General features: G+C 74.3%; 15 protein-coding genes and 1 rRNA gene. 3 read left to right on the forward strand and 13 right to left on the reverse strand.

All coding sequences use genetic code 11. The features are described 5' to 3' along the window. Positions 1-7: 7 nt before the first annotated feature. The 5 genes from murJ to recN form a co-directional block, all read right to left on the reverse strand. Positions 8-1,699: a murein biosynthesis integral membrane protein MurJ gene (murJ, locus tag ACIBTX_RS18880; protein WP_396832790.1), complete on the reverse strand. Its 1,692-nt coding sequence runs from the start codon at positions 1,697-1,699 to the stop codon at positions 8-10. A gap of 1 nt (position 1,700) precedes the next feature. Further along, positions 1,701-2,567: a hypothetical protein gene (locus ACIBTX_RS18885; RefSeq protein WP_396832791.1), complete on the reverse strand. Its 867-nt coding sequence runs from the start codon at positions 2,565-2,567 to the stop codon at positions 1,701-1,703. A 43-nt stretch (positions 2,568-2,610) separates the two neighbouring features. Next, positions 2,611-3,552: a copper transporter gene (locus tag ACIBTX_RS18890; RefSeq protein ID WP_355050198.1), complete on the reverse strand. Its 942-nt coding sequence runs from the start codon at positions 3,550-3,552 to the stop codon at positions 2,611-2,613. Between the two features lie 27 nt (positions 3,553-3,579). Continuing rightward, positions 3,580-4,758, reverse strand: a complete 1,179-nt coding sequence (steA, locus tag ACIBTX_RS18895; RefSeq protein ID WP_355050199.1) for a putative cytokinetic ring protein SteA — start codon at positions 4,756-4,758, stop codon at positions 3,580-3,582. 119 nt (positions 4,759-4,877) lie between these two features. Further along, complete coding sequence (recN, locus tag ACIBTX_RS18900; RefSeq protein WP_357120853.1) at positions 4,878-6,635, reverse strand: DNA repair protein RecN; 1,758 nt, start codon at positions 6,633-6,635, stop codon at positions 4,878-4,880. Positions 6,636-6,737: 102 nt separating this feature from the next. Here recN and ACIBTX_RS18905 point away from each other — a divergent pair, with 102 nt between their 5' ends. Next, positions 6,738-7,757, forward strand: coding sequence for a helix-turn-helix domain-containing protein (locus ACIBTX_RS18905; protein WP_357120850.1), 1,020 nt, complete (start codon positions 6,738-6,740; stop codon positions 7,755-7,757). A gap of 54 nt (positions 7,758-7,811) precedes the next feature. Here the strand turns inward: ACIBTX_RS18905 and ACIBTX_RS18910 are convergent, their stop codons facing one another. The 5 genes from ACIBTX_RS18910 to ACIBTX_RS18930 all read right to left on the reverse strand — a co-directional run bounded on the left by ACIBTX_RS18910 (position 7,812) and on the right by ACIBTX_RS18930 (position 14,480). Continuing rightward, positions 7,812-11,531: a S8 family serine peptidase gene (locus ACIBTX_RS18910; RefSeq protein WP_357120847.1), complete on the reverse strand. Its 3,720-nt coding sequence runs from the start codon at positions 11,529-11,531 to the stop codon at positions 7,812-7,814. Between the two features lie 158 nt (positions 11,532-11,689). Beyond that, a complete protein-coding gene (locus ACIBTX_RS18915) occupies positions 11,690-12,574 on the reverse strand; it encodes an NAD kinase (RefSeq protein WP_357120844.1) in 885 nt (294 codons plus the stop codon). 88 nt (positions 12,575-12,662) lie between these two features. Next, the gene (locus ACIBTX_RS18920; protein ID WP_357120841.1) at positions 12,663-13,517 is read right to left on the reverse strand and encodes a TlyA family RNA methyltransferase; all 855 of its coding nucleotides are present in this window, start codon (positions 13,515-13,517) and stop codon (positions 12,663-12,665) included. 37 nt (positions 13,518-13,554) lie between these two features. Further along, positions 13,555-13,836, reverse strand: a complete 282-nt coding sequence (locus tag ACIBTX_RS18925; protein ID WP_357398404.1) for a hypothetical protein — start codon at positions 13,834-13,836, stop codon at positions 13,555-13,557. Beyond that, positions 13,833-14,480, reverse strand: coding sequence for a hypothetical protein (locus ACIBTX_RS18930; RefSeq protein WP_396832792.1), 648 nt, complete (start codon positions 14,478-14,480; stop codon positions 13,833-13,835). The genes ACIBTX_RS18925 and ACIBTX_RS18930 overlap by 4 nt, the downstream gene beginning before the upstream one ends. 111 nt (positions 14,481-14,591) lie before the next feature. Here ACIBTX_RS18930 and ACIBTX_RS18935 point away from each other — a divergent pair, with 111 nt between their 5' ends. Continuing rightward, on the forward strand, positions 14,592-14,930 hold the full coding sequence (locus ACIBTX_RS18935) for an SCP2 sterol-binding domain-containing protein (RefSeq protein WP_355050207.1): 339 nt from the start codon (positions 14,592-14,594) through the stop codon (positions 14,928-14,930). A 119-nt stretch (positions 14,931-15,049) separates the two neighbouring features. On the opposite strand, the gene ACIBTX_RS18940 is transcribed toward ACIBTX_RS18935, so the two are convergent. Then, complete coding sequence (locus ACIBTX_RS18940; protein ID WP_363661521.1) at positions 15,050-16,075, reverse strand: HAD-IIA family hydrolase; 1,026 nt, start codon at positions 16,073-16,075, stop codon at positions 15,050-15,052. Continuing rightward, on the reverse strand, positions 16,072-17,031 hold the full coding sequence (locus ACIBTX_RS18945; RefSeq protein ID WP_396832793.1) for a tetratricopeptide repeat protein: 960 nt from the start codon (positions 17,029-17,031) through the stop codon (positions 16,072-16,074). The genes ACIBTX_RS18940 and ACIBTX_RS18945 overlap by 4 nt, the downstream gene beginning before the upstream one ends. Before the next feature lie 147 nt (positions 17,032-17,178). Between ACIBTX_RS18945 and ACIBTX_RS18950 the strand changes: the two genes are divergently transcribed. Beyond that, the gene (locus ACIBTX_RS18950) at positions 17,179-18,642 is read left to right on the forward strand and encodes a hypothetical protein (RefSeq protein ID WP_396832794.1); all 1,464 of its coding nucleotides are present in this window, start codon (positions 17,179-17,181) and stop codon (positions 18,640-18,642) included. A 90-nt stretch (positions 18,643-18,732) separates the two neighbouring features. On the opposite strand, the gene rrf is transcribed toward ACIBTX_RS18950, so the two are convergent. Beyond that, positions 18,733-18,821: ribosomal RNA gene (gene rrf, locus ACIBTX_RS18955) — 5S ribosomal RNA — on the reverse strand; the annotation flags it as partial.

The following is an 18,821-nucleotide window of genomic DNA, read 5'->3' on the forward strand; positions in this document are numbered from 1 at the left end:
ACAACGCTCACCGAACCGCCGTCTCCTTCCCGTCGCCCCGCTCCGGGGGCACCGCGCCCGGCGTGGGCGTGCCGGCCCGGCCCCGCTGGCCCCGCCGGAGGCGGCGAGCCACCCCGGTCAGTAGCGGCCGTACGTCCCGCCGGTCGACGAACCAGACCACGACGAGGAACACGACACCGACCAGAACCCCGGACAGCATGCCCTGACCGAGCGCCACGGCCGTCGTCGGGGTGCCGCCGTCCAGCCTGTCGAGCCAACGGCTCAGGCCCAGCCCGGCGAACGCGGCGAGGAGGCCGGCGAGGAGGCCGGCCGCCCCGGCGCGCGCCGCGCCGGCCAGCGCCGGTGTGCCGGCGGCCCGCGCCACCGCGACGACCAGCAGCGCGCCCAGCACCACCATGCCCACCGAGTTCGCGGACGTCACGGCGAGCACCCGGTCGGTCAACGGCAGGATCCGGCCGAGCGCCAGCACCGCGACCGGCACCACGAGGAAGCCGACGGCGGTCGCCACCGTCGCCGCCCGGGTCTGCCCCCGCGCGTAGAGCGCCCGGGTGAGGATCGCGAACAGGCCGTAGCCGACCAGGCCCGGGGCGTAACCGATGATCGCGGCGGCGGCGGCGGGCGCGGTGGACGCGGGGAAGAAGAAGTGCCCGATCGGCCCCGCGGTTCCGACCAGCGCGGCCGCGCCGAGGCAACTGAACAGCAGCACCCCGCGCACGGCCGGAGCGAGGGTCGCCCGGTAGGCGTCCTCGTCGCCGGCCGACCGCGCCGCCGCGAGGGTCGGGTAGGCCGCCACGGCCAGGGGCACCGCCAGCACCGCCCACGGCAGCAGGTAGACCGTCTGCGCCAGGTTGTAGACGCCGGGGTTGCTGCGCGCGCCCGCCGTCACCTGGTTCAGGCTGACGATCAGGGCGATCTGCTGCGTCGTGACGGTGACCGCGCCCGCCACCGCCAGCGCGCCGACCCGGGCCCGCGCGTCGACGGGGAACCCGAACCCGGGCCGTACCCCCAGCCGCAACCGACGGATCGGGATGAGCAGCGACAGCGACAGCACCACCACGCCGAGGGTCGTGCCGGCGGAGAGCAGCACCTCGCCGCCGGGACTCACCCCGGCGACCGTGGCATAGCGGCCCTGGGTGGCCGTGAACCCCAGGTAGACCACGATCACGGTGAGGCTGGACAGCAGCGGGGCGAGCACCGGCCAGGCGAAGCGGCGGTGCGCCTGGAGCACCCCGGTGAGCACGATGCCGACCCCGTACAGCGGTAGCTGCGGCGCGAAGACCCGCAGCATCCGTACGCCGCTGTGCTGCTGGGCGTCGGTGAGGTGGTGCCCCAGCGACCCGACTACCGGGCCGGCGAACAGCGCCACGAGCAGCGCGAGCGGCACCAGCAGCGCCACCGTCCAGGTCAGCAGCGCGCCGGTGGTCCGGGCGACCGTCGTCCGGTCGCCGGCCCCGACGGCGCCGGCCAGCAGCGGTACGACGAGGCTCGCCAGCGCGCCACCGGCGACGATCTCGAAGATGAAGTTCGGCACCGCGTTGGCCACCACGTAGGTGCCGCCGAGGTCGGTGTTCCCGAGGCTCCAGGTGAACAGGGCGGTGCGGCCGAAGCCGGCGAGCCGGCTGAGCACGGTGAGCACGGCGATGAGCGCGGCTGCCCCGGCCAGCCGGCCGGCGCCGGCGAGGGGGGCCGGTCTGGTCACGTCAGTCGGTGCGCCGGCCCAGGGCGTCGAGCTCCCGCAGGCCCGGGGTCCGCTGGATCACCGCCGTGAAGCTGACCTTCTCGCTGGCGGCGGTGAGCCCGGCCAGCACGGCGAGCAGGCCGGCCCGACCGAGCGGACCGGTGCGGGCGGCGAGCGCCACACCGAGCAGCGCGCCGAGCGCGTTCGCGCCGCTGTCGCCGACCATGACGTTCTCGGACAGGTCGTCGCCGAGCAGTCCGGCGGCGGCGCCGGCCGCGCCGGCGGCGATCCCGCCGTGCGGGCCGCCGGTCAGCGGCGCGCCCAGCAGCAGCCCGGACTTGATGGCCCGGCCGGGTCGCAGGTCGAGCAGGTTGAGCAGGTTGGCGGTGCCGGCGATCACGCCAGCGCCGAGCAGCACGTCCACTCCCCGGCCGAACGCGCCGTGGCGCTGCCGGCGCGGGTGCGCGGCGACGCGGGGGTCGGCGGCGAGCAGTGCGGCGGCGCCCAGCCCGGCCGCGCCCACCCCGACCACCTTGACGAGCCCGGCGGTGACCCGCCCCGCACGCAACGCGGCGAGGTGCCCGGCGAAGCCCTTGGCCGCCTTCTGCTCCGGTCGTGCCCCGACCACGTCGTCGTAGAGCCCGACACCACCGGCGCCGAGGCCGGCGACCAGGGCGGCGCCACCGGAGGCGGCACTCGTCGCGCCGAACGCGCCCGCGGCGGTCGCGCCGGCCGCGAGCGCCGGACCGGCGGCGAGGGTCACCGTACGGCCGCGGAAGTTGGTGCGCTCCAGCGCCGGCCCCACCGGGGCGGTCCGCACCTCGCGCAACGCGTACCGGGCGGCGGCCGCTCCGGCGGCGGCGACCAGCAGCCGTCCCAGCGTGTTCATGCCGGCACCTCGTCGATTACGGACACGGCGGTACGTCGTTCGCTCACTGGGGCAGTCTAGGCAGCAGGGACGCGGCGTTGTCGCCGACGCCGTACTGGCCGGCCTTCTTCTCGGTGAGCTGCTGTACCAGCGCCAGACTGGTGACCAGTTGCCCCTGGACGGTGTTGGCGTTGTCGACGGTCGAGATGGTCTGCGACAGCACCGGGTCGCCACGGACCACGGACACCACGTTGCCGCCGGCGGAGCCGTTGCCGCCCACCACGATCGCCCCGGTCCGGTCGAACTGCTCGGCGATCTTGACGACCGACTCGTCCCGCTTCTCGGAGTCCTTGTCGACATACGGCTGGCCGCTCACCACGACGACCGCCTCCGCCGGGCCGGTCACCTTGTTGTTGTCGGTGGTCAGGTAGCCGGCGTTGTTGTACGCGGCGAGCACCGCCCGCCGGTCGGCGTCGCTGACCGGCGCGGTGCCCTGGGCGCGGTCCAGCAGGACGCTGGCCAGCAGCGCGCTGGAGGTCTCCACGCCGTGCCCGTTGCCGGGCAGGCCGGTGGTCTGCGCGGTGGGCCGGGCGGCGGTGACGGCCAACTCCAGCAGGTTGGAGTTGTTGTCCGGGTTGATGAACTTGTCCTGCAGGTCGACCCGACCGGTGATGGTGGCGCCGGCCTGCTGCAGCTTCTTGAGCACACCCTCGGTGTGGTCACGCCCGTTCGGCAGGCTGAGCACCACCACCCGGCGTCCGGTGAGGGTGCCCGGCAGGACCACCTGGGACATCTCCTCGGCGAACTCCTCTTCCAGACCGAGCTGCTTCTCCATGTTGGCGACCTGCTGACGCCACTGCTGGTTGTCCTTGCGCAACCCGGTGACCTGCTGCTTGAGCGAGTCGGCGACCGGGCCGTTGAGGGCGGCGGTGCCGACCACCAGGCCGATCGCCAGAGCCAGGAAGACCGCGGTGAGGGACACCACGTGGTAGCGGAAGTTGATCACGCTTGCAGCCTCTTGATCGCTCGGGAACTAGAAGAGCCGGTACAGCTGGAACACGAAATTGTCCCACCACTCGGCGACCACGCCCAGGTACGCCTTCCCGACGGTGGAGACCGCCACCGCGGAGGCCATCGCCGCGATCGCCGAGAGCACCAGCAGCAGCAACGACGAGCCGGAGATGCTCTGCCGGTAGAGCCGGCTCACACCCTTGGCGTCGACCAGCTTGCCGCCGACCTTCAGCCGGGTCAGGAACGTCGAGGCCATCCCGCCGCGCCCCTTGTCGAGGAACTCGACGAGGGTGGCGTGGGTGCCGACCGCGACCAGCAGGGAGGCGCCCTTCTCGTCGGCCAGCAGCATCGCCAGGTCCTCGCTGGTCGCCGCCGCCGGGAACGTGATGGCGGGGACGCCGAGCCCGTTGACCCGGGGCAGACCGGGCGCCCGACCGTCCGGGTAGGCGTGCACGATCACCTCGGCGCCGCAGCGCAGCACGTCGTCGGTGACCGAATCCATGTCCCCGATGATCATGTCAGGGGTGTACCCGGCCTCGACCAGCGCGTCCGCGCCGCCGTCCACGCCGATCAACACCGGCTTGAACTCCCGGATGTACGGGCGCAGCACGTCCAGGTCGGCCTTGTAGTCGTAGCCGCGCACCACGATCAGGCAGTGTCGGCCCTGGATCTGGGTCTGGATGTCCGGTACGCCCACGCCGTCGAGCAGCAGGTCGCGTTCCTGGCGCAGGTAGTCCATCGTGTTGGCGGCGAACGCCTCCAACTGCACCGACAGCCCCTCCCGGGCGTCGGACATCGCCTTGGCGACCGACTCGGCGTCCTGCAGGGTGCCGTGCGCCACCGGCTCCTCGCCCGCGAACACGGTGTTGCCCTCGACGCGTACCTGGTCACCCTCGCGGATGCGCTCGAAGACGCCCTCGCCGAGGTCGTCCAGCAGCGGGATCCCGGCGGCGATCAACACCTCCGGCCCGAGGTTGGGATAGCGGCCGGAGACCGACGGCTTGGCGTTGAGGACCGCGGCGACACCGACAGCGACCAACGAGTCGGCCGCCACCCGGTCCAGGTCGACGTGGTCGATGACCGCGATGTCACCGGGGCGAAGCCGGCCGACCAGGCGTTTCGTCCGGCGATCAAGGCGCGCGGTGCCGAGGACTCTGCCCGGTTCGGCATTCCGGTTCCGGCGCAACGTGGGTAGACGCATCGTGACCATCCTGGCATGTGAGGCAGGCTTTTCTGTCGCGACATGCCTGAGCAGGGCCGCCTACCCAGGGAAGCACACGCCGACGCGAGCCGGTGTGCTTGCGCCCACAATACGCGGCGTCACAACCGCCTTTCCTTCGCCGCGACGGCCAGAAGCTCCTCGGCGTGGGCGATACCCAGATCCGAATCGGGCAAACCGGCCAGCATGCGGGCCAGTTCCCGGGCGCGTTCGGTGTCCTCCACGACCCGTACACCGCTGGTCGTCACCGCGCCGCCGGTGTCCTTCGCGACCACGAGATGCCGGTCGGCGAACGCGGCCACCTGCGGCAGGTGTGTGACGACCAACACCTGGTGACTGCGGGCCAGCCGGGCCAGCCGCCGGCCGATCTCCACCGCGGCCTGACCGCCGACACCCGCGTCGACCTCGTCGAAGACGAGCGTGGGCGGCCCGCCGGAGCCGGCGAAGACCACCTCGATGGCGAGCATCACCCGGGACAGCTCACCGCCGGAGGCGCCGCGCTGCAACGGCAACGACGGCGCGCCCGGGTGGGCCAACAGCCGCAACTCCACCTCGTCGCCGCCGTCGGCCGCGACACCCACCTCGACGCCGTTGACCGTCAACGACGGCTCGGCCCGGCCCGCCGGTCGGGGCAGCACCGCCACCTCGATCCGCGCGTGCGGCATCGCCAGACCGGCCAACTCGACGGTGACCTGGTCGGCGAAGCGGACCGCCGCCTCCTGCCGGGACACCGACACCCGGGCAGCCAGGTCGGCCACCTCCGCGGCCAGCCGCTGCCCCTCCCGGTCCAGCTCGTCGAGCAGGTCGTCGGAGGTGTCCAGGTCGGACAGTCGGGTGCGGGCCCGCTCGGCCCACGCGACGACCCCGTCGACGTCGTCGGCGTACTTGCGGGTCAACGCGCGCAACGCGGCCCGCCGCTCGTAGACGTGCTGCAACCGGGCCGGGTCGGCATCCAGCGTCGCCAGGTACGCCGACAGCTCCGCCGACACGTCGGTGACCAGGGTGGCCGCCTCCTCCAGGCGGGCCGCCAGCTCGCCCAGCGCGGGATCGGTGCCGGCCTGCGCCTCCAGAGTGCGCCGGGCCGTGCCGAGCAGCGCCGCCGCGTCGGGCGTCTCGTCGGCCGCGTCCGCGCCGCCCGCCACGCACTGCTGGGCCAGCTGCGCGGCCGTCCGCAGACCCTCGGCGTGCTCCAGCCGCTGCGCCTCGGTCTTGAGCTCGTCGTCCTCGCCGGGCTGCGGGTCGACGCGGGTGATCTCGTCGAGGCCGAGCCGCAACAGGTCGGCCTCCTGGCTGCGCTCGCGGGCGTTGCGCCGCCGGTCGGCCAGGTCGTCGACGATCCGCCGCCAACCGGTGTACGCCTCGCGCAGCGCGTCGAGCAGCTTCTCGTGCGCCGGCCCGGCGAACCGGTCCAACGCGGCCCGCTGCTCGGCCGGACGCAGCAGGCGCAGCTGGTCGGACTGACCGTGCACGGCCACCGCCTGCTCGCCGACCTCGCCGAGCATCGACACGGGCATGCTCCGGCCACCCAGGTGGGCCCGCGAGCGGCCCTCCACGGTCACCGTACGACTCAGCAGCAGCGAGCCGTCCTCGTCGGGCTCGCCACCGGCGTCGCCGATCCGGGCGTGCACCGTGTCGGCGACGCGACCGGTGAGGCGCAGCCGCCCCTCGACCACGGCCCGGCCCGGCTGGGCACGCACCCGCCCGGCGTCGGCCCGGCCGCCGAAGAGCAGGCCGAGGCCGGTGACCACCATCGTCTTGCCGGCACCGGTCTCGCCGGTGATGACGTTCATGCCGCCGGTCAACGGCAGTGTGGTGTCCTCGATGACGCCGAGTCCGGTGATGCGCAGCTCTTCCAGCACAGCACCCGACAGTAGACGCGTGGGCCGACAGTTGACCAGCCGACGGGCCCCACGACCGGGCCGCGCTGCGGCCGTGACCTCGCCGACGTACAGTCTTGCCCCGTGTTGGACGTGATCGGCCTGACCCCCGCCGAGGAGGAGCTGTACCGCTGCCTGCTCCAGCTCACCACGGCTCGCGTCGACGAGCTGGCCGGCCGGCTGGGACGGCCCCGGGCGCAGGTCGTCGAGCAGATCGAGGCGTTACGGGCCAAGGGTCTCGTGCAGCCCACCGAGAACGACCCGGACGGCCCGCTGCGCCCGACCGCGCCGGACGTCGCCCTCGGCGCCACGTTGCTGCGCCGCCAGGAGGACCTGGAGGCCGCCCGCCGCCGGGTCACCCAACTGGCCGAGGAGTACCGCGCCGGCCTGCGCCGCCATCACGTCGACCACCTGGTCGAGGTGATCCGTGGCGGACGGACGCTCCGCGACCGACTGCGTGACCTGCAGAACTCGGCCCGCGAGGAGGTGCTGTGGTTCTGCCGCGCCAACCCCCTCGCGATGGCCGGCCCGGAGAACGTCGAGGAGTTCGACGCCCTCGCCCGTGGGGTGAGCTACCGCGCCATCTACGAGCGGGACCTGCTGCTGGAACCGGGCGCGCTGGCCGACCTGGCCAAGGGGGTCGCCGCCGGTGAGCAGGCCCGGGTGCTGGACCGCCTGCCGGTCCGACTGGCCATCGTGGACGGGCGCACCGCCATCTGCCCGCTGGTGCCCGACCGGTACGGCGGCGAGCCGAGCGCCGCGGTGATCGGTCGCAGTCAACTGCTCGACGCGCTGCTCGCCCTCTTCGAGAGTCACTGGCGGGTCGCCACCCGGCTGCGGCTCGACGATCCGCTGTCCGGCGCGACGTCCGAGCACCGCCGCGACACCGGCGACGACCGTCCGGCCGACGGCTACCGGCCCGACGCCGACGAGGCGCGACTGCTGTCGCTGTTCGTGGCCGGCGTACCGGACAAGTCCATCGCCTCCCAACTCGGGGTGAGTCGCCGGACGGTGCAGCGCCGCCTCGCCGACCTGATGGACGCCGCCGGTGTCGACACCCGTCCCGGGCTGGCGTTCCAGGTCGCCCGGCGCGGCTGGCTCTGACGACGCGGCCGGGCCCACCATCGACACGACGGTGGGCCCGGCCGGGTTCGGCGATCAGCGCAGCCCGTACGCCCGCAGCACCGTCTGGTCGACGGTGTTACCGGCCCGGTCGGCGGCGTGCACCCGCAGCGACACCGTTCCGCGTCCGGCCGGCACCGTCGCCGTGTAGCGGACGCCCGACCCGTGGGTCGGTACGGACCGCCAGGTGACGCCCTCGTCGAAGGAGACCTGCACGGTCACACTGGCGCCCTTCGCGGCGGACACCCCGGCGGGCTGGCGCAGGCTCAGCCCCACCTGGTGCGGGCGGTTGCCGGGCACGGTGCCGGACAGGTCGGCCGGCACCCGGTAGTCCACCTGCAGCAGCGACAGCGGCGTCGCCGCCGCACCCGCCGGGCGGGCCGAGGTGAACTGCCACGCCGTGTCCGTCCGGGTGCCGTAACGCCACCCGTCCGAGGCCCGCCGCGTCGTCATGTCGAGGCGGTAACGGGCCGCCGCGGCCGTGGTCGGCACCGGCGTCCAGCCGTCGGACAGGTCGGCGATCTGCCGCCCGTCCCGGCTGAGGCGGGCCTCGACGCTGTCCGACTCCTCGCTGTTGCCCGCCACGCTGTAGTGCCCGTCGGCGTCGACGAACTCGGGCACCCGCACGTCGAGGACGTCGCCCTTGCGCGTCGGCACCGGCGCGCCGGTCGCCGGCACGGCCGGACGGACCACCGGAGCGTGCCAGGACTCGGTCTCGCGGTCGTCGGCGGCGTACCGCCGGGGCTCCTGGGTGAGCCCGCCGGTCAACTGCCCCCACTGCATGAACATCTGCTTGTGCAGCACCCGGTGCTGCCACCAGTTGTCGCCGGCGCTGACGAACTCCTGCCGGGTGGTCCCGTTGTGGACCAGGCGCTGGTCGTCGTTCCAGGCGTACTCCTGCCACGGACGCCAACCGAACCGCTCCTCGGTGGCCCAGCCCGCGCCGGTGTCGCCGTACCGCGCGGTCACCTCGGCGGTGTTTCCCGCGGTGACCGTGTGCACGATGCGCTCCGGCACCCGCCCCTTCGACACCTGCCACACGTCGTACAGGTAGGGGCTGTCCACGGTCAGCGTGAGGTCCAGCGTCGCGCGACCCCGACGCGCCGCCGCGATGAGTCGCTGCCCGTCGTCGTACGCCACGACCATCGCCGGGACACCGAGCCGCTCCCCCTCGGGACGCCAGACCGTCCACGCGCTCTGATCCTCGGGGCGGACGATCAGGACCGCCGCCGCGCCGGCCGCCGCCGCCGCGGCCACCTGCTCCTCCTCGCTGCGGTTCTCATCGGTGGTGAGCAACGCCGCCGCGCCCCGCGCCCGGGTCAGCTCGGCGGGCGTGCCGGTGCCCGCCCAGACCAGCGGCAGCTTCCGTCGCCCGGTCGGCGCCGGGGACGAGCCCAGCAGGTTGATGTCCGACGGCGCGGACACACCGGTGACCGTGGCGTCCACCATGGGCGCGACGAGCTGCCAGCGGGAGGCGAACTCGAACTCACCCTGGCGCACCGGGCGGGTCGGCGTGACATTGACCTGCTGGACGGTGCTGTACGCCATAACGCCGTGGTCGATCTGCCGGCCGTTGCCCAACACCCGGTGCACGTAGAAGCTGAGGGTGGCCCGCTGCTCGCTGGGCTTCGGCGTCTCGACGCGTACCGGCGTACCCGTGCGGGCGTCGAGCACGACCGTCAGGTCCCGGTCGACGTTCAGCTCGGGTTCGATGGCCTGGGTCAACTGCTCGTCCAGGGGAACGCCGTGCTCCACCAGCGCGGTCAGCAGATAGCTGCCCTCCTCGACCCGCAGGGTGCCCTCGCCCGGCCACCAGCCCCAGTAGTCCGATTCGGGCTGCTCACCGAAGAGGGTCAGGGCGGGCGAGAGGGTCAGCTGACCCTGCCGGCCCAGCACCTTGATCGTGACGTCGTGCTGCGGTCCGCTGACGGTGAGGCCCACCGGCGTGCGCACGGCGACGCCGTCCGCGCCGGTCGCCACGAGAGCGCCCCCGTGCGGGCCCCGGGCCAGCTTCGCCGGGTCCGCCCGCAGCGGCACGGCCACGCTGCCGCCCGCCGGCACGGTCACCTCGCCCGCGCCGACGGCGACGCCGTCGGTCTCGGCCGCGCCGCTGTCCAGGTTGCGCAGCTCCAGGGCCAGGCGCAGGGTCCGCGCGACGGAGGTGCCATTGGTGTACGTCACACTGCGCTCGGCCACCGGTCCGCCGGTGGTGACCCGGCCGAAGTCGGCGGTGGCCGACGCGTACACCCGTTGGGTGAGCGCCCGCGCCACGTCGACCCGACCACCGCCCTGCTCGAAGACGGTCAGCTCCGGATTCGCCTTCGTGGTGCTGACCAGTGCGTCCTTGAGCGCGCCGGCCTTCCAGTCCGGGTGGTCCTGGGCGAGGATCGCCGCCGCGCCCGCCACGTGCGGGGTGGCCATGGACGTCCCGGACGCCGCCGTGTAGGCGTCGTCGACCGGCGTACCCATGGTGGTGCCGGCGGCCCGCGCGGCGACGATGCCCACGCCCGGCGCGGTGATCTCGGGCTTGATGCCGTTGTCGCCCACGCGCGGTCCCCGGCTGGAGAAGTCCGCCAGATTGTCGTCGCGGTCGACCGCGCCGACGGTGAGCGCCGCCGCGGCCGCGCCCGGCGCGTTGACGCTCCGCGCCTCGCCCGAGTTGCCGGCCGCGATCACGAACAGCGCGCCCGTCTCGGCGGTCAGGTCGTTCACCGCCTGGCTCATCGGGTCGGTGCCGTCGGTCGGACCGCCGCCGAGGCTCATGCTGACGACCTTCGCGCCGGAGTGGGCGGCCCACTCCATGCCGGCGATGATGGCCGAGTCGTAGCCGGCGCCGCCGTCGTCGAGCACCTTGCCGACCAGCAGCCGCGCGCCCGGGGCGACGCCCTTGCGCAGCCCCGCCGACGCCGCTCCGCTGCCCGCGATGGTGGCGGCGACGTGGGTGCCGTGGCCGTGGCCGTCACGGGCGCTGCCGCTGCCGGAGAAGTCCCGCTCCTCGGCGATCCGGCCGGCCAGGTCGGGGTGGGTGGCGTCGACACCGGTGTCGAGCACGGCCACCGTCACGCCGCTGCCGTCGCGGCCGGCCGCCCAGGCCGCCGGAGCGCCGATCTGCGGGACGCTGTGCTCCAACGTCGGGCGCACCCGACCGTCCAACCAGACGTGGGCGACGCCGCCGCCCAGCCGGGGCGCGGCGGTCGTGGTCCGGGTCGTCGGCGTGCCGGCGAGCGTGGTCCACAGGCCACCCAGGTCAGCCTTGTCGACCCGCAGCGCGGCCCCGTTGATGCTCGGCAGGGGCCGGGCGTCGGTGACGCCGCCGAGCGGCCGGACCCGGCCGGCGGACGGCTCCTGGTAGCGCACGATCAGCGGCAGCGCGCCCTGCGCGGCGTCGCCGTAGCCGTCGGCGGCCAACTCCTGCACGTCGAACAGGTTGGCGTCGAGGACACCGCTGGAGATGAAGGGAGCGACGTCGCTGGGCAGGACCCGCAGCCCGCCGTCGACCTCGAGGGTCTGGAAGATGATCCGCTCCCGCCCGGGTCCCGGGCGTACCGTGGCGGCGACCCGACCCGGCGCGGCCGGCGACAGTTCGACCTGGTCGCCGGTGATGAGGGTGATGCGGACGGGCGCGACGGCCGGGGCGGACGCGCCCAGGCTCGGGCCGGTGGGCCGGACGGGCGGCTCGGCGGAAGCCGGCGCGGCGAGGCCGACCACCAACGCGCCGACCGCGCCGGCGCTGAGCCAGCGGGGGGACCAGTGCATGCGATGCGCTCCTTCACTCCTTCGGGCCCGACATCCGTGGATGAGGACCGATGGGAGTCTGCGACGCAGCGCACAACCAGGTCACTAGCCTCTCGCCGCCGCAGCGGCGACATGTCGTCAGGTGGACAACCGCCGGACACCGACGGTGTGTGCCACCGTCACCGGCGGCTGCCCCGCCACCCGTGCACCGGCAGGCCGAACTTGGCGACCAGCCGGTCGGTGAACGGACGGGCACGCAGCCGCACGATGCGCACCGGCAGGGCTCCTCGACGCACCGTCACCCGGGCACCGGGCGGCAGGTCGTAGACCCGCCGGCCGTCGCAGGCGAGCACGGCGAGGGTCGTGAACGGGTCGACGGTGATGACGAACGTCGAGGTGGGGGCGGTGACCAGGGGCCGGCTGAACAACGCGTGCGCGCTGATCGGCACCAGCAGCAGGGCCTCCACCTCCGGCCAGACCACCGGACCGCCGCCGGAGAACGCGTACGCGGTGGAGCCGGTGGGGGTGGCGCAGACCACGCCGTCGCAGCCGTAGCGGGACAACGGGCGGCCGTCCACGTCGACGAGGAGTTCGAGCATCTGCGCCCGTTCGCCCTTCTCGACGCTGATCTCGTTGAGCGCCCACGACTCGATGGTCGGGCCACCGTCGAACTCGGCCGTGACGTCGAGCGTGAGCCGCTCGTGCACGGTGTAGTTGCGCTCGACGACGTCCCGGACCGCGTGGTCCAGATCGTTGATCTCCGCCTCGGCGAGGAAGCCCACCTTGCCGAGGTTGATGCCGAGCAGTGGCGCCTTCGCCGGGCGGGCCAACTCGGCCGCGCGCAGGAAGGTGCCGTCCCCGCCCAGCGCGAAGACGATCTCGGCGCCCTCGGCGGCCTCCGGACCGGTGACCGGAACCGTTCCGGGCAGGTCGAGGTCCTCGGCCTCCTCGGCGACCACCCGCACCTCGAAGCCCGCGGCGATGAGGTCGGCGGCGACCGACCGGGCGTGCTCGGTGCTGCGCCGACGACCGGTGTGGGTCACCAGCAGCGCCGTGCGGCTCATCGGACCGGCCGCCCGTCCGCGACCGCACGGCCCGACAGCCATGCCCCGGCACGCCCACGTGCCGTCGTGTGCCGCTCGCTGTACGCCTTCACCCCGCGACCTCCTCCGCCGCCACGCCCGGCACGTCGCCGGCCGTCGTCGTGCCGTCCGGCCCGGCGTCCACCACGGCCCGTACCCGCTGCGGGTCGGCCGCCGGCGCGCCCCGGCGCAACCATACGAAGAACTCGACGTTGCCGCTGGGCCCCGGCAGCGGGCTGGCCGCCACGTCCGCCAGGCCGAGGCCGAGCTGGGCCGCCGCCGCGGCCACGTCGAGCACCGCCTCGGCGCGCAACGCCGGGTCGCGGACCACGCCACCGGCCCCGACCCGTTCCTTGCCCACCTCGAACTGCGGCTTCACCATCAGGGCCAGGTCGCCGTCGTCGCGGGTGCAGCCGGCCAACGCGGGCAGCACCAGCCGCAACGAGATGAACGACAGGTCGGCCACCGTCAGGTCGACCGGCCCACCGATCGCGTCGGCGACGAGGGTACGGACGTTTGTGCGTTCCAGCACCCGGACGCGCTCGTCGGTCCGCAGGGACCAGGCGAGCTGCCCGTAGCCGACGTCCACGGCCACCACCTCGGCGGCGTCGGCGCGCAGCAGCACGTCGGTGAAGCCCCCGGTCGAGGCACCCGCGTCCAGGCAGCGCCGTCCGGCGACGCGCAGCCCGCCGAACGCGGCCAACGCACCGGCGAGCTTGTGCCCGCCCCGGGAGACGTACTCCTCGGTCGGGTCCTCGCCGGTGACCAGCAGCGGGTCGGCGGGGTCGACCATCGCGGCGGCCTTGCGCGCGGTCACTCCGCGCAGGTGGACCCGGCCGGCCTCGACCAGCGCGGCGGCCTGCTCACGTGAGCGGGCCAGCCCGCGACGGACGAGTTCGGCGTCCAGCCGGTTGCGACGTGCCATGGGTGTTTCTCCGGTCTGTCGGGCGGAGTCGCCCTGGTCAGGTCTGATCGATCGTGGCGAGGGTCTCGCGTAGCGTCTCGTAGGCCGCCTCGTACTGGGCGATCTGGTCGGCCGGGGCGAGCGCCGCCGCGTTGTCCATGGCCCGCACGGCCGCCCCGACCGCCGGGTGGCTCGCGGCGTCGTCGGCACCGGTCGCCAGGTCGGGCGGCGGGCCGGGGCGGGCGCCGACTGGCGGACCCGGCCGGGCCGCGAACGGGCCGGCCGGCGGCGGGCCGGGCCGGAAGCCCCCGGGTGGGCCCGGACGAACGCCGTCGGTCACGACCCACCATCCGGGCGGCGCTTACGGACGGCCTTCTTCGCCGGCATGTCCGCCGGAGTCGGCGTGTCGTCCTGGTCGGCTGACTGATCGTCGCCGGTCCGGCTGATCGTCGCGGGAGGCTTGCGGGCAATGGCCTTCTTCGCGACGGCCTTCTTCGCGATCGCCTTCTTCCCGACGGGCGCGGCGGCCTGCTGGGCGACGGGCGCTCCGGCGGGGCCGTCCGACGGCACCAGGCCGTCGCCGGGCTGCGCCGCTCGGGTCGGATCGGGCTGCGACGTGGACTTCGGCGCGGGCTCGGCGGCGGACGGACCGCTGGCCGTCGTCGCCGCGGGGGACTCGGTGGCCCGCGCCTCGCGCAGTTGCCGCTCCAGATCCCGTACCCGTCGGGTCAGCTCGGCCACCTCGTCGGCCGTCGCCAGACCGACCGCGCCGAGGGCCCGGTCGACCTCGAAGCGGACCAGCTTGGTCAACGACTCCCGGTTGGCGGCGCTGGTGCTGACCAACTCCTCGCCGAGCGCCTGCAGCTGGGCGGCGGTCGCCCCGCCCGTGCCGACGACACGACGCACCGCGTCCTGCGCCTTCTTCCGGGGCGCCTCCGCCAGGCCCAGGGCCAGTTCGAGGTAGGCGCGCCACGCGTCCTGCATGCCTTGGTCCTTCCATCAGGCGGGGTCTGCAGGTGTCACGCTACCGGGCACCCCGGACTGTCCCGTGCGGTACGGTGCCGGGGACGGCGTGGCGATCGGCGAGGGGGACATGTGGCCAGCGTGGACGAGTGCCGGCAGGCGTTGCAGGAGCTGGCCGCCCGGCTGGATCGCAACGCCGAGACGGTCCGTGAGCGTATCGACCTGGAGCGCACTCTGGCCTGCCGCATCACCGACCTGGACACGGCCTTTCACGGGCGGATCAGCGGTGGCCGGCTCGTCGAGCTGGCCGACGGCGACGACCCGAAGGCCAAGATCGCGCTGAGCACGTCCAGCGACGACCTGCTCGCCCTCGTCCGGGGCGATCTGGACGTCACCAAGGCGGTCACCTCCCGCCGGGTGTCGATCAAGGCCAACCCGTTCGACCTGATGAAGCTGCGCAAGCTCCTCTAGAGGTTCGCGCTCCCCCGGCCCGGGGTGGCGGTGGCTGGCCTCAGCCGTCAGCGCCGTCAGCCGGTTCCACGCCGCATGGACCGCCTGACGCGGCGGCTGGCCTCACGCGGTGGTCGGCCTCACGCGTCGGTGGGCAGCCCGAAACTTTTCAGGGCGGCAGCCGCGTCCGGGCCCGCCGGGCGGATCGCCGGCGTCGTCGGGGCCGCCCAGGCCGCCGCGCACAGGGCGGCCAGCGCGTCCAGCGCCCGGCCGTTACCCGCCAGCTCCAGCGTCCCGTCGCGGTCCGTGACGGACCAGCCGCCGGCGTCCGTCGGGCCCGGGACCCGCACCGCCGCCGCCGGGTCGAAGAGCCCCGCCAGGTCCCGCGCGACGTACGTGGGCCGCCGTCGTGGCTCGGCCGCGAGCAGCTCGGGTACGTCACTGACACCGGTGAGGACGAGCAGACTGTCCAGCCCCGCGCGGCGGGCGCCCTCGATGTCGGTGTCCAGCCGGTCTCCGACGACAAGTGCCTTCCCGCCGTCGCCGCGCCGGGCGGCGGTCTCGAACAGGGCCGACTCCGGCTTACCGACCACCAGGTCCGGATCCCGCTCCAACGCGGTCCGCAGCACCGCGACCAGTGACCCGTTGCCCGGCAGCGGGCCTCGGGCGCTCGGCAGCGTACGGTCGGTGTTGGTGGCGACCCAGATCGCGCCGGCCCGGACCGCGAGCGACGCCTCGGCCAACTCGGCCCAGCCGACCTGCGGGCCGTAGCCCTGCACCACCGCGGCCGGCTTCTCGTCGGCGCGAGCGACCGGGGTCAGTCCGACCGCCCGTAGCTCGGCGCGCAGCGCCTCCGCGCCGACCACCAGCACCCGAGCGCCGGCCGGCAGCCGGTCGCGGAGCAGCTCGGCCGCCGCCGCCGCGGAGGTGAGGACCTCCTCCGGCCGCGCCGGCACGCCCATCCCGGTCAGCAGGTCGGCGACGTCGCTGGAGCGACGTGAGGCGTTGTTGGTGGCGTACGCCACCGCCCGCCCCTCGGCGTGCAGTTGGGCCACCGCCTCGACGGCGCCGGGAATCGGCCGGTCGATCAGGTAGATCACACCGTCCAGGTCGAAGACGACCAGGCTGTACCCGTCGATCAGCCGCTTCCCGGCGTCCGCGTTCACCGCTGCGTCGACTCCGGCTCGTCGCCCCGGATGGGGGCGGTCTCGTCGCCGCTCACGACCCGGCCACCGTCGTCGGCGGGCGTGGTCAGAGCCGGGGAGGCGTTGTCCTTCTCCGGAGCGAGCAGGTCGTCGTCACCGTCGACGTCCTCGTCGTCACCGTCGACGTCCTCGACATCCACCCGGTCGGCGTCCGTCGCCAAGCGACCGGTGACGCCGTCCTCCTCGTCGTCGTCGAAGTCCTCGTCCTCGAAGTCCTCGTCGTCGTCGGGGTCGTCCTCGTCGTCGTCACCTGCGGTCAGGTCCGTGTCCGGCTGAGCCGGTACGGCGCCCGGCGTGCCCGGTCCGGCGGCGATCTCCTCGGTCTCGTCCTCCTCGTCGCCCTCGATGACGACGCCGTCGAGTTCGAGCAGCCGCTCCGCGGCGTCGGTCTCGCCCTCGGTGTCCACGTCGGCGGCACGGGAGAACCACTCGCGAGCCTCCTCACGCCGGCCCACCGCGAGCAGCGCGTCGGCATACGCGTACCGCAGTCGCGCCGTCCACGGCGCTGCCGTCTCGCTGGTCAGGTCGGGCACCTGGAGCATGGCGACCGCGGCGTCCTTCTGGCCGAGATCACCCCGCGCCCCGGCGGCGACGATCAGCAGCTCGATCGCGACGGCCTGGTCCAGCTTCTCCTGGTCGGCGCCCCGGTACAGGTCGATCGCCCGCTCCGGCCGGCCGAGCGCGCGCTCGCAGTCGGCGAGCACGGCGAGGTGACTCTGCAAACCGGTCATCCGGTGGTACGTCCGAAGCTCGGCGATCGCGGTCTGCCACTCCCCCGCGTGGTACGCGGCCAAGCCGACCGCCTCGCGGACAGCGGAGATCCGCGACGCCAGCCGCCGGGCGGCCAGCGCGTGGGCCAACGCCTCGGCCGGGTCCTCGTCGATCAGCTGACCGGTGGCGACCAGGTGTCGGGCCACGGTCTCGGCGACCGGCTTGTTCAGCGAGAGCAGCTCGGCACGGACATCCTTGTCGAGGTCGGTCGCGACGATGTCGTCCGGTAGGACCGGGGCCGCGCCGCGCCCACCCTCGGACGCCTCCGGGCCGGCCCCACGCTCGTCGCGGCGGTGGTCGTCCTCGCGACGCGGCCGGTCGTCGGCCCGGAAGCCGCCGTCACGGTCGCCACCGCGGTATCCACCCTCACGGGGAGCACCACCCTGCCGGCGGTCGCCACCTCGGAAACCGCCATCACGGTCGCCACCCCGGAAACCACCCTCGCGCGACGCGCCCGGACGCGGGGCGCCACGCTCACCGCCCCGGAAGCCACCGGAGTCACGGTCCCCGCCCCGGAAGCCACCCTCGCGGGGCGGACCGGAGCGACCACGGTCACCGCCACCCTGGTAGCCACCCTCACGACGGTCGCCACCACGGAAACCACCCTCGCGGTCACCGCTGCGGAAGCCACCTTCGCGCGGCCCGCCGGAGCGCGTCGCGTCGCGGAAACCACCCTCACGGCGCTCTCCACCACGGAAGCCGCCCTCACGGCGCTCGCCACCACGGAAGCCGCCCTCGCGGTCACCGCCCCGGAAGCCACCCTCACGGCGCTCTCCACCACGGGAACCACCGTCGCGGTCGCCGCCGCGGAAGCCACCCTCGCGGGGCGGACCGGAGCGACCACGGTCACCGCCGCCCTGGTAGCCACCCTCACGACGGTCCCCACCACGGAAGCCGCCCTCGCGGTCACCACCGCGGAAGCCACCTTCACGGCGCTCTCCACCACGGAAGCCGCCCTCGCGGTCGCCGCCGCGGAAGCCACCCTCACGGGACGGACCGGAGCGACCACGGTCACCGCCGCCCTGGTAGCCACCCTCGCGGTCGCCACCCCGGAAGCCACCTTCACGACGGTCGCCACCACGGAAACCACCGTCACGGTCACCGCCGCGGAAGCCACCCTCGCGGGGCGGACCGGAACGACCACGGTCACCGCCGCCCTGGTAGCCACCCTCGCGACGGTCCCCACCACGGAAACCACCCTCGCGGCCGCCACCCTCGCGGTCACCACCGCGGAAGCCACCCTCACGGGGCGGACCGGAACGACCACGGTCACCGCCGCCCTGGTAGCCACCCTCACGACGGTCGCCACCACGGAAACCACCCTCGCGGCCGCCACCCTCGCGGTCACCACCGCGGAAGCCACCCTCACGGGACGGACCGGAACGACCACGGTCACCGCCACCCTGGTAGCCACCCTCACGACGGTCCCCACCACGGAAACCACCCTCGCGGCCGCCACCCTCGCGGTCACCGCCCCGGAAGCCACCCTCACGGGACGGACCGGAACGACCACGGTCACCGCCACCCTGGTAACCGCCCTCACGACGGTCCCCACCACGGAAACCACCCTCACGACGCTCGCCACTGCGGGCACCGCCATCGCGGCCGCCGGTGTTGCCGCCACGGGCGCCGCCGGCGTTGTCACGGTCTCCCCGGTACGGGGGCCGGTCATCGCGGCGCGCTCCACGGTCGCGTCCACCGGGGCCGTCGGTGCGGTCCTCGTAACGACGGGGACGATCTCCGCCCTGCGGTCCTGAACTCACAGGTACATCCTTCCTGATTGCGCCACCAATGGCGCCACGCAGTCGAGGGCCGACCCTGATGGGGCGGCCCTCGACTGGAAGATTGTCCGGCGGTGTCCTACTCTCCCACACCCTCACGAGTGCAGTACCATCGGCGCTGGAGGGCTTAGCTTCCGGGTTCGGAATGTGACCGG

The sequence above is a fragment of the Micromonospora sp. NPDC049359 genome, from assembly GCF_044466585.1.
Classification (GTDB): Bacteria; Actinomycetota; Actinomycetes; order Mycobacteriales; family Micromonosporaceae; genus Micromonospora.

Bases quoted from the DNA above. Each gene is read 5' to 3' on its own strand.
- ACIBTX_RS18885 (WP_396832791.1), bottom strand. From the start codon at position 2,567: ATGAACACGCTGGGACGGCTGCTGGTCGCCGCCGCCGGAGCGGCCGCC.
- steA (WP_355050199.1), bottom strand. From the start codon at position 4,758: ATGCGTCTACCCACGTTGCGCCGGAACCGGAATGCCGAACCGGGCAGA.
- ACIBTX_RS18910 (WP_357120847.1), bottom strand. From the start codon at position 11,531: ATGCACTGGTCCCCCCGCTGGCTCAGCGCCGGCGCGGTCGGCGCGTTG.
- ACIBTX_RS18915 (WP_357120844.1), bottom strand. From the start codon at position 12,574: ATGAGCCGCACGGCGCTGCTGGTGACCCACACCGGTCGTCGGCGCAGC.
- ACIBTX_RS18920 (WP_357120841.1), bottom strand. From the start codon at position 13,517: ATGGCACGTCGCAACCGGCTGGACGCCGAACTCGTCCGTCGCGGGCTG.
- ACIBTX_RS18930 (WP_396832792.1), bottom strand. From the start codon at position 14,480: ATGCAGGACGCGTGGCGCGCCTACCTCGAACTGGCCCTGGGCCTGGCG.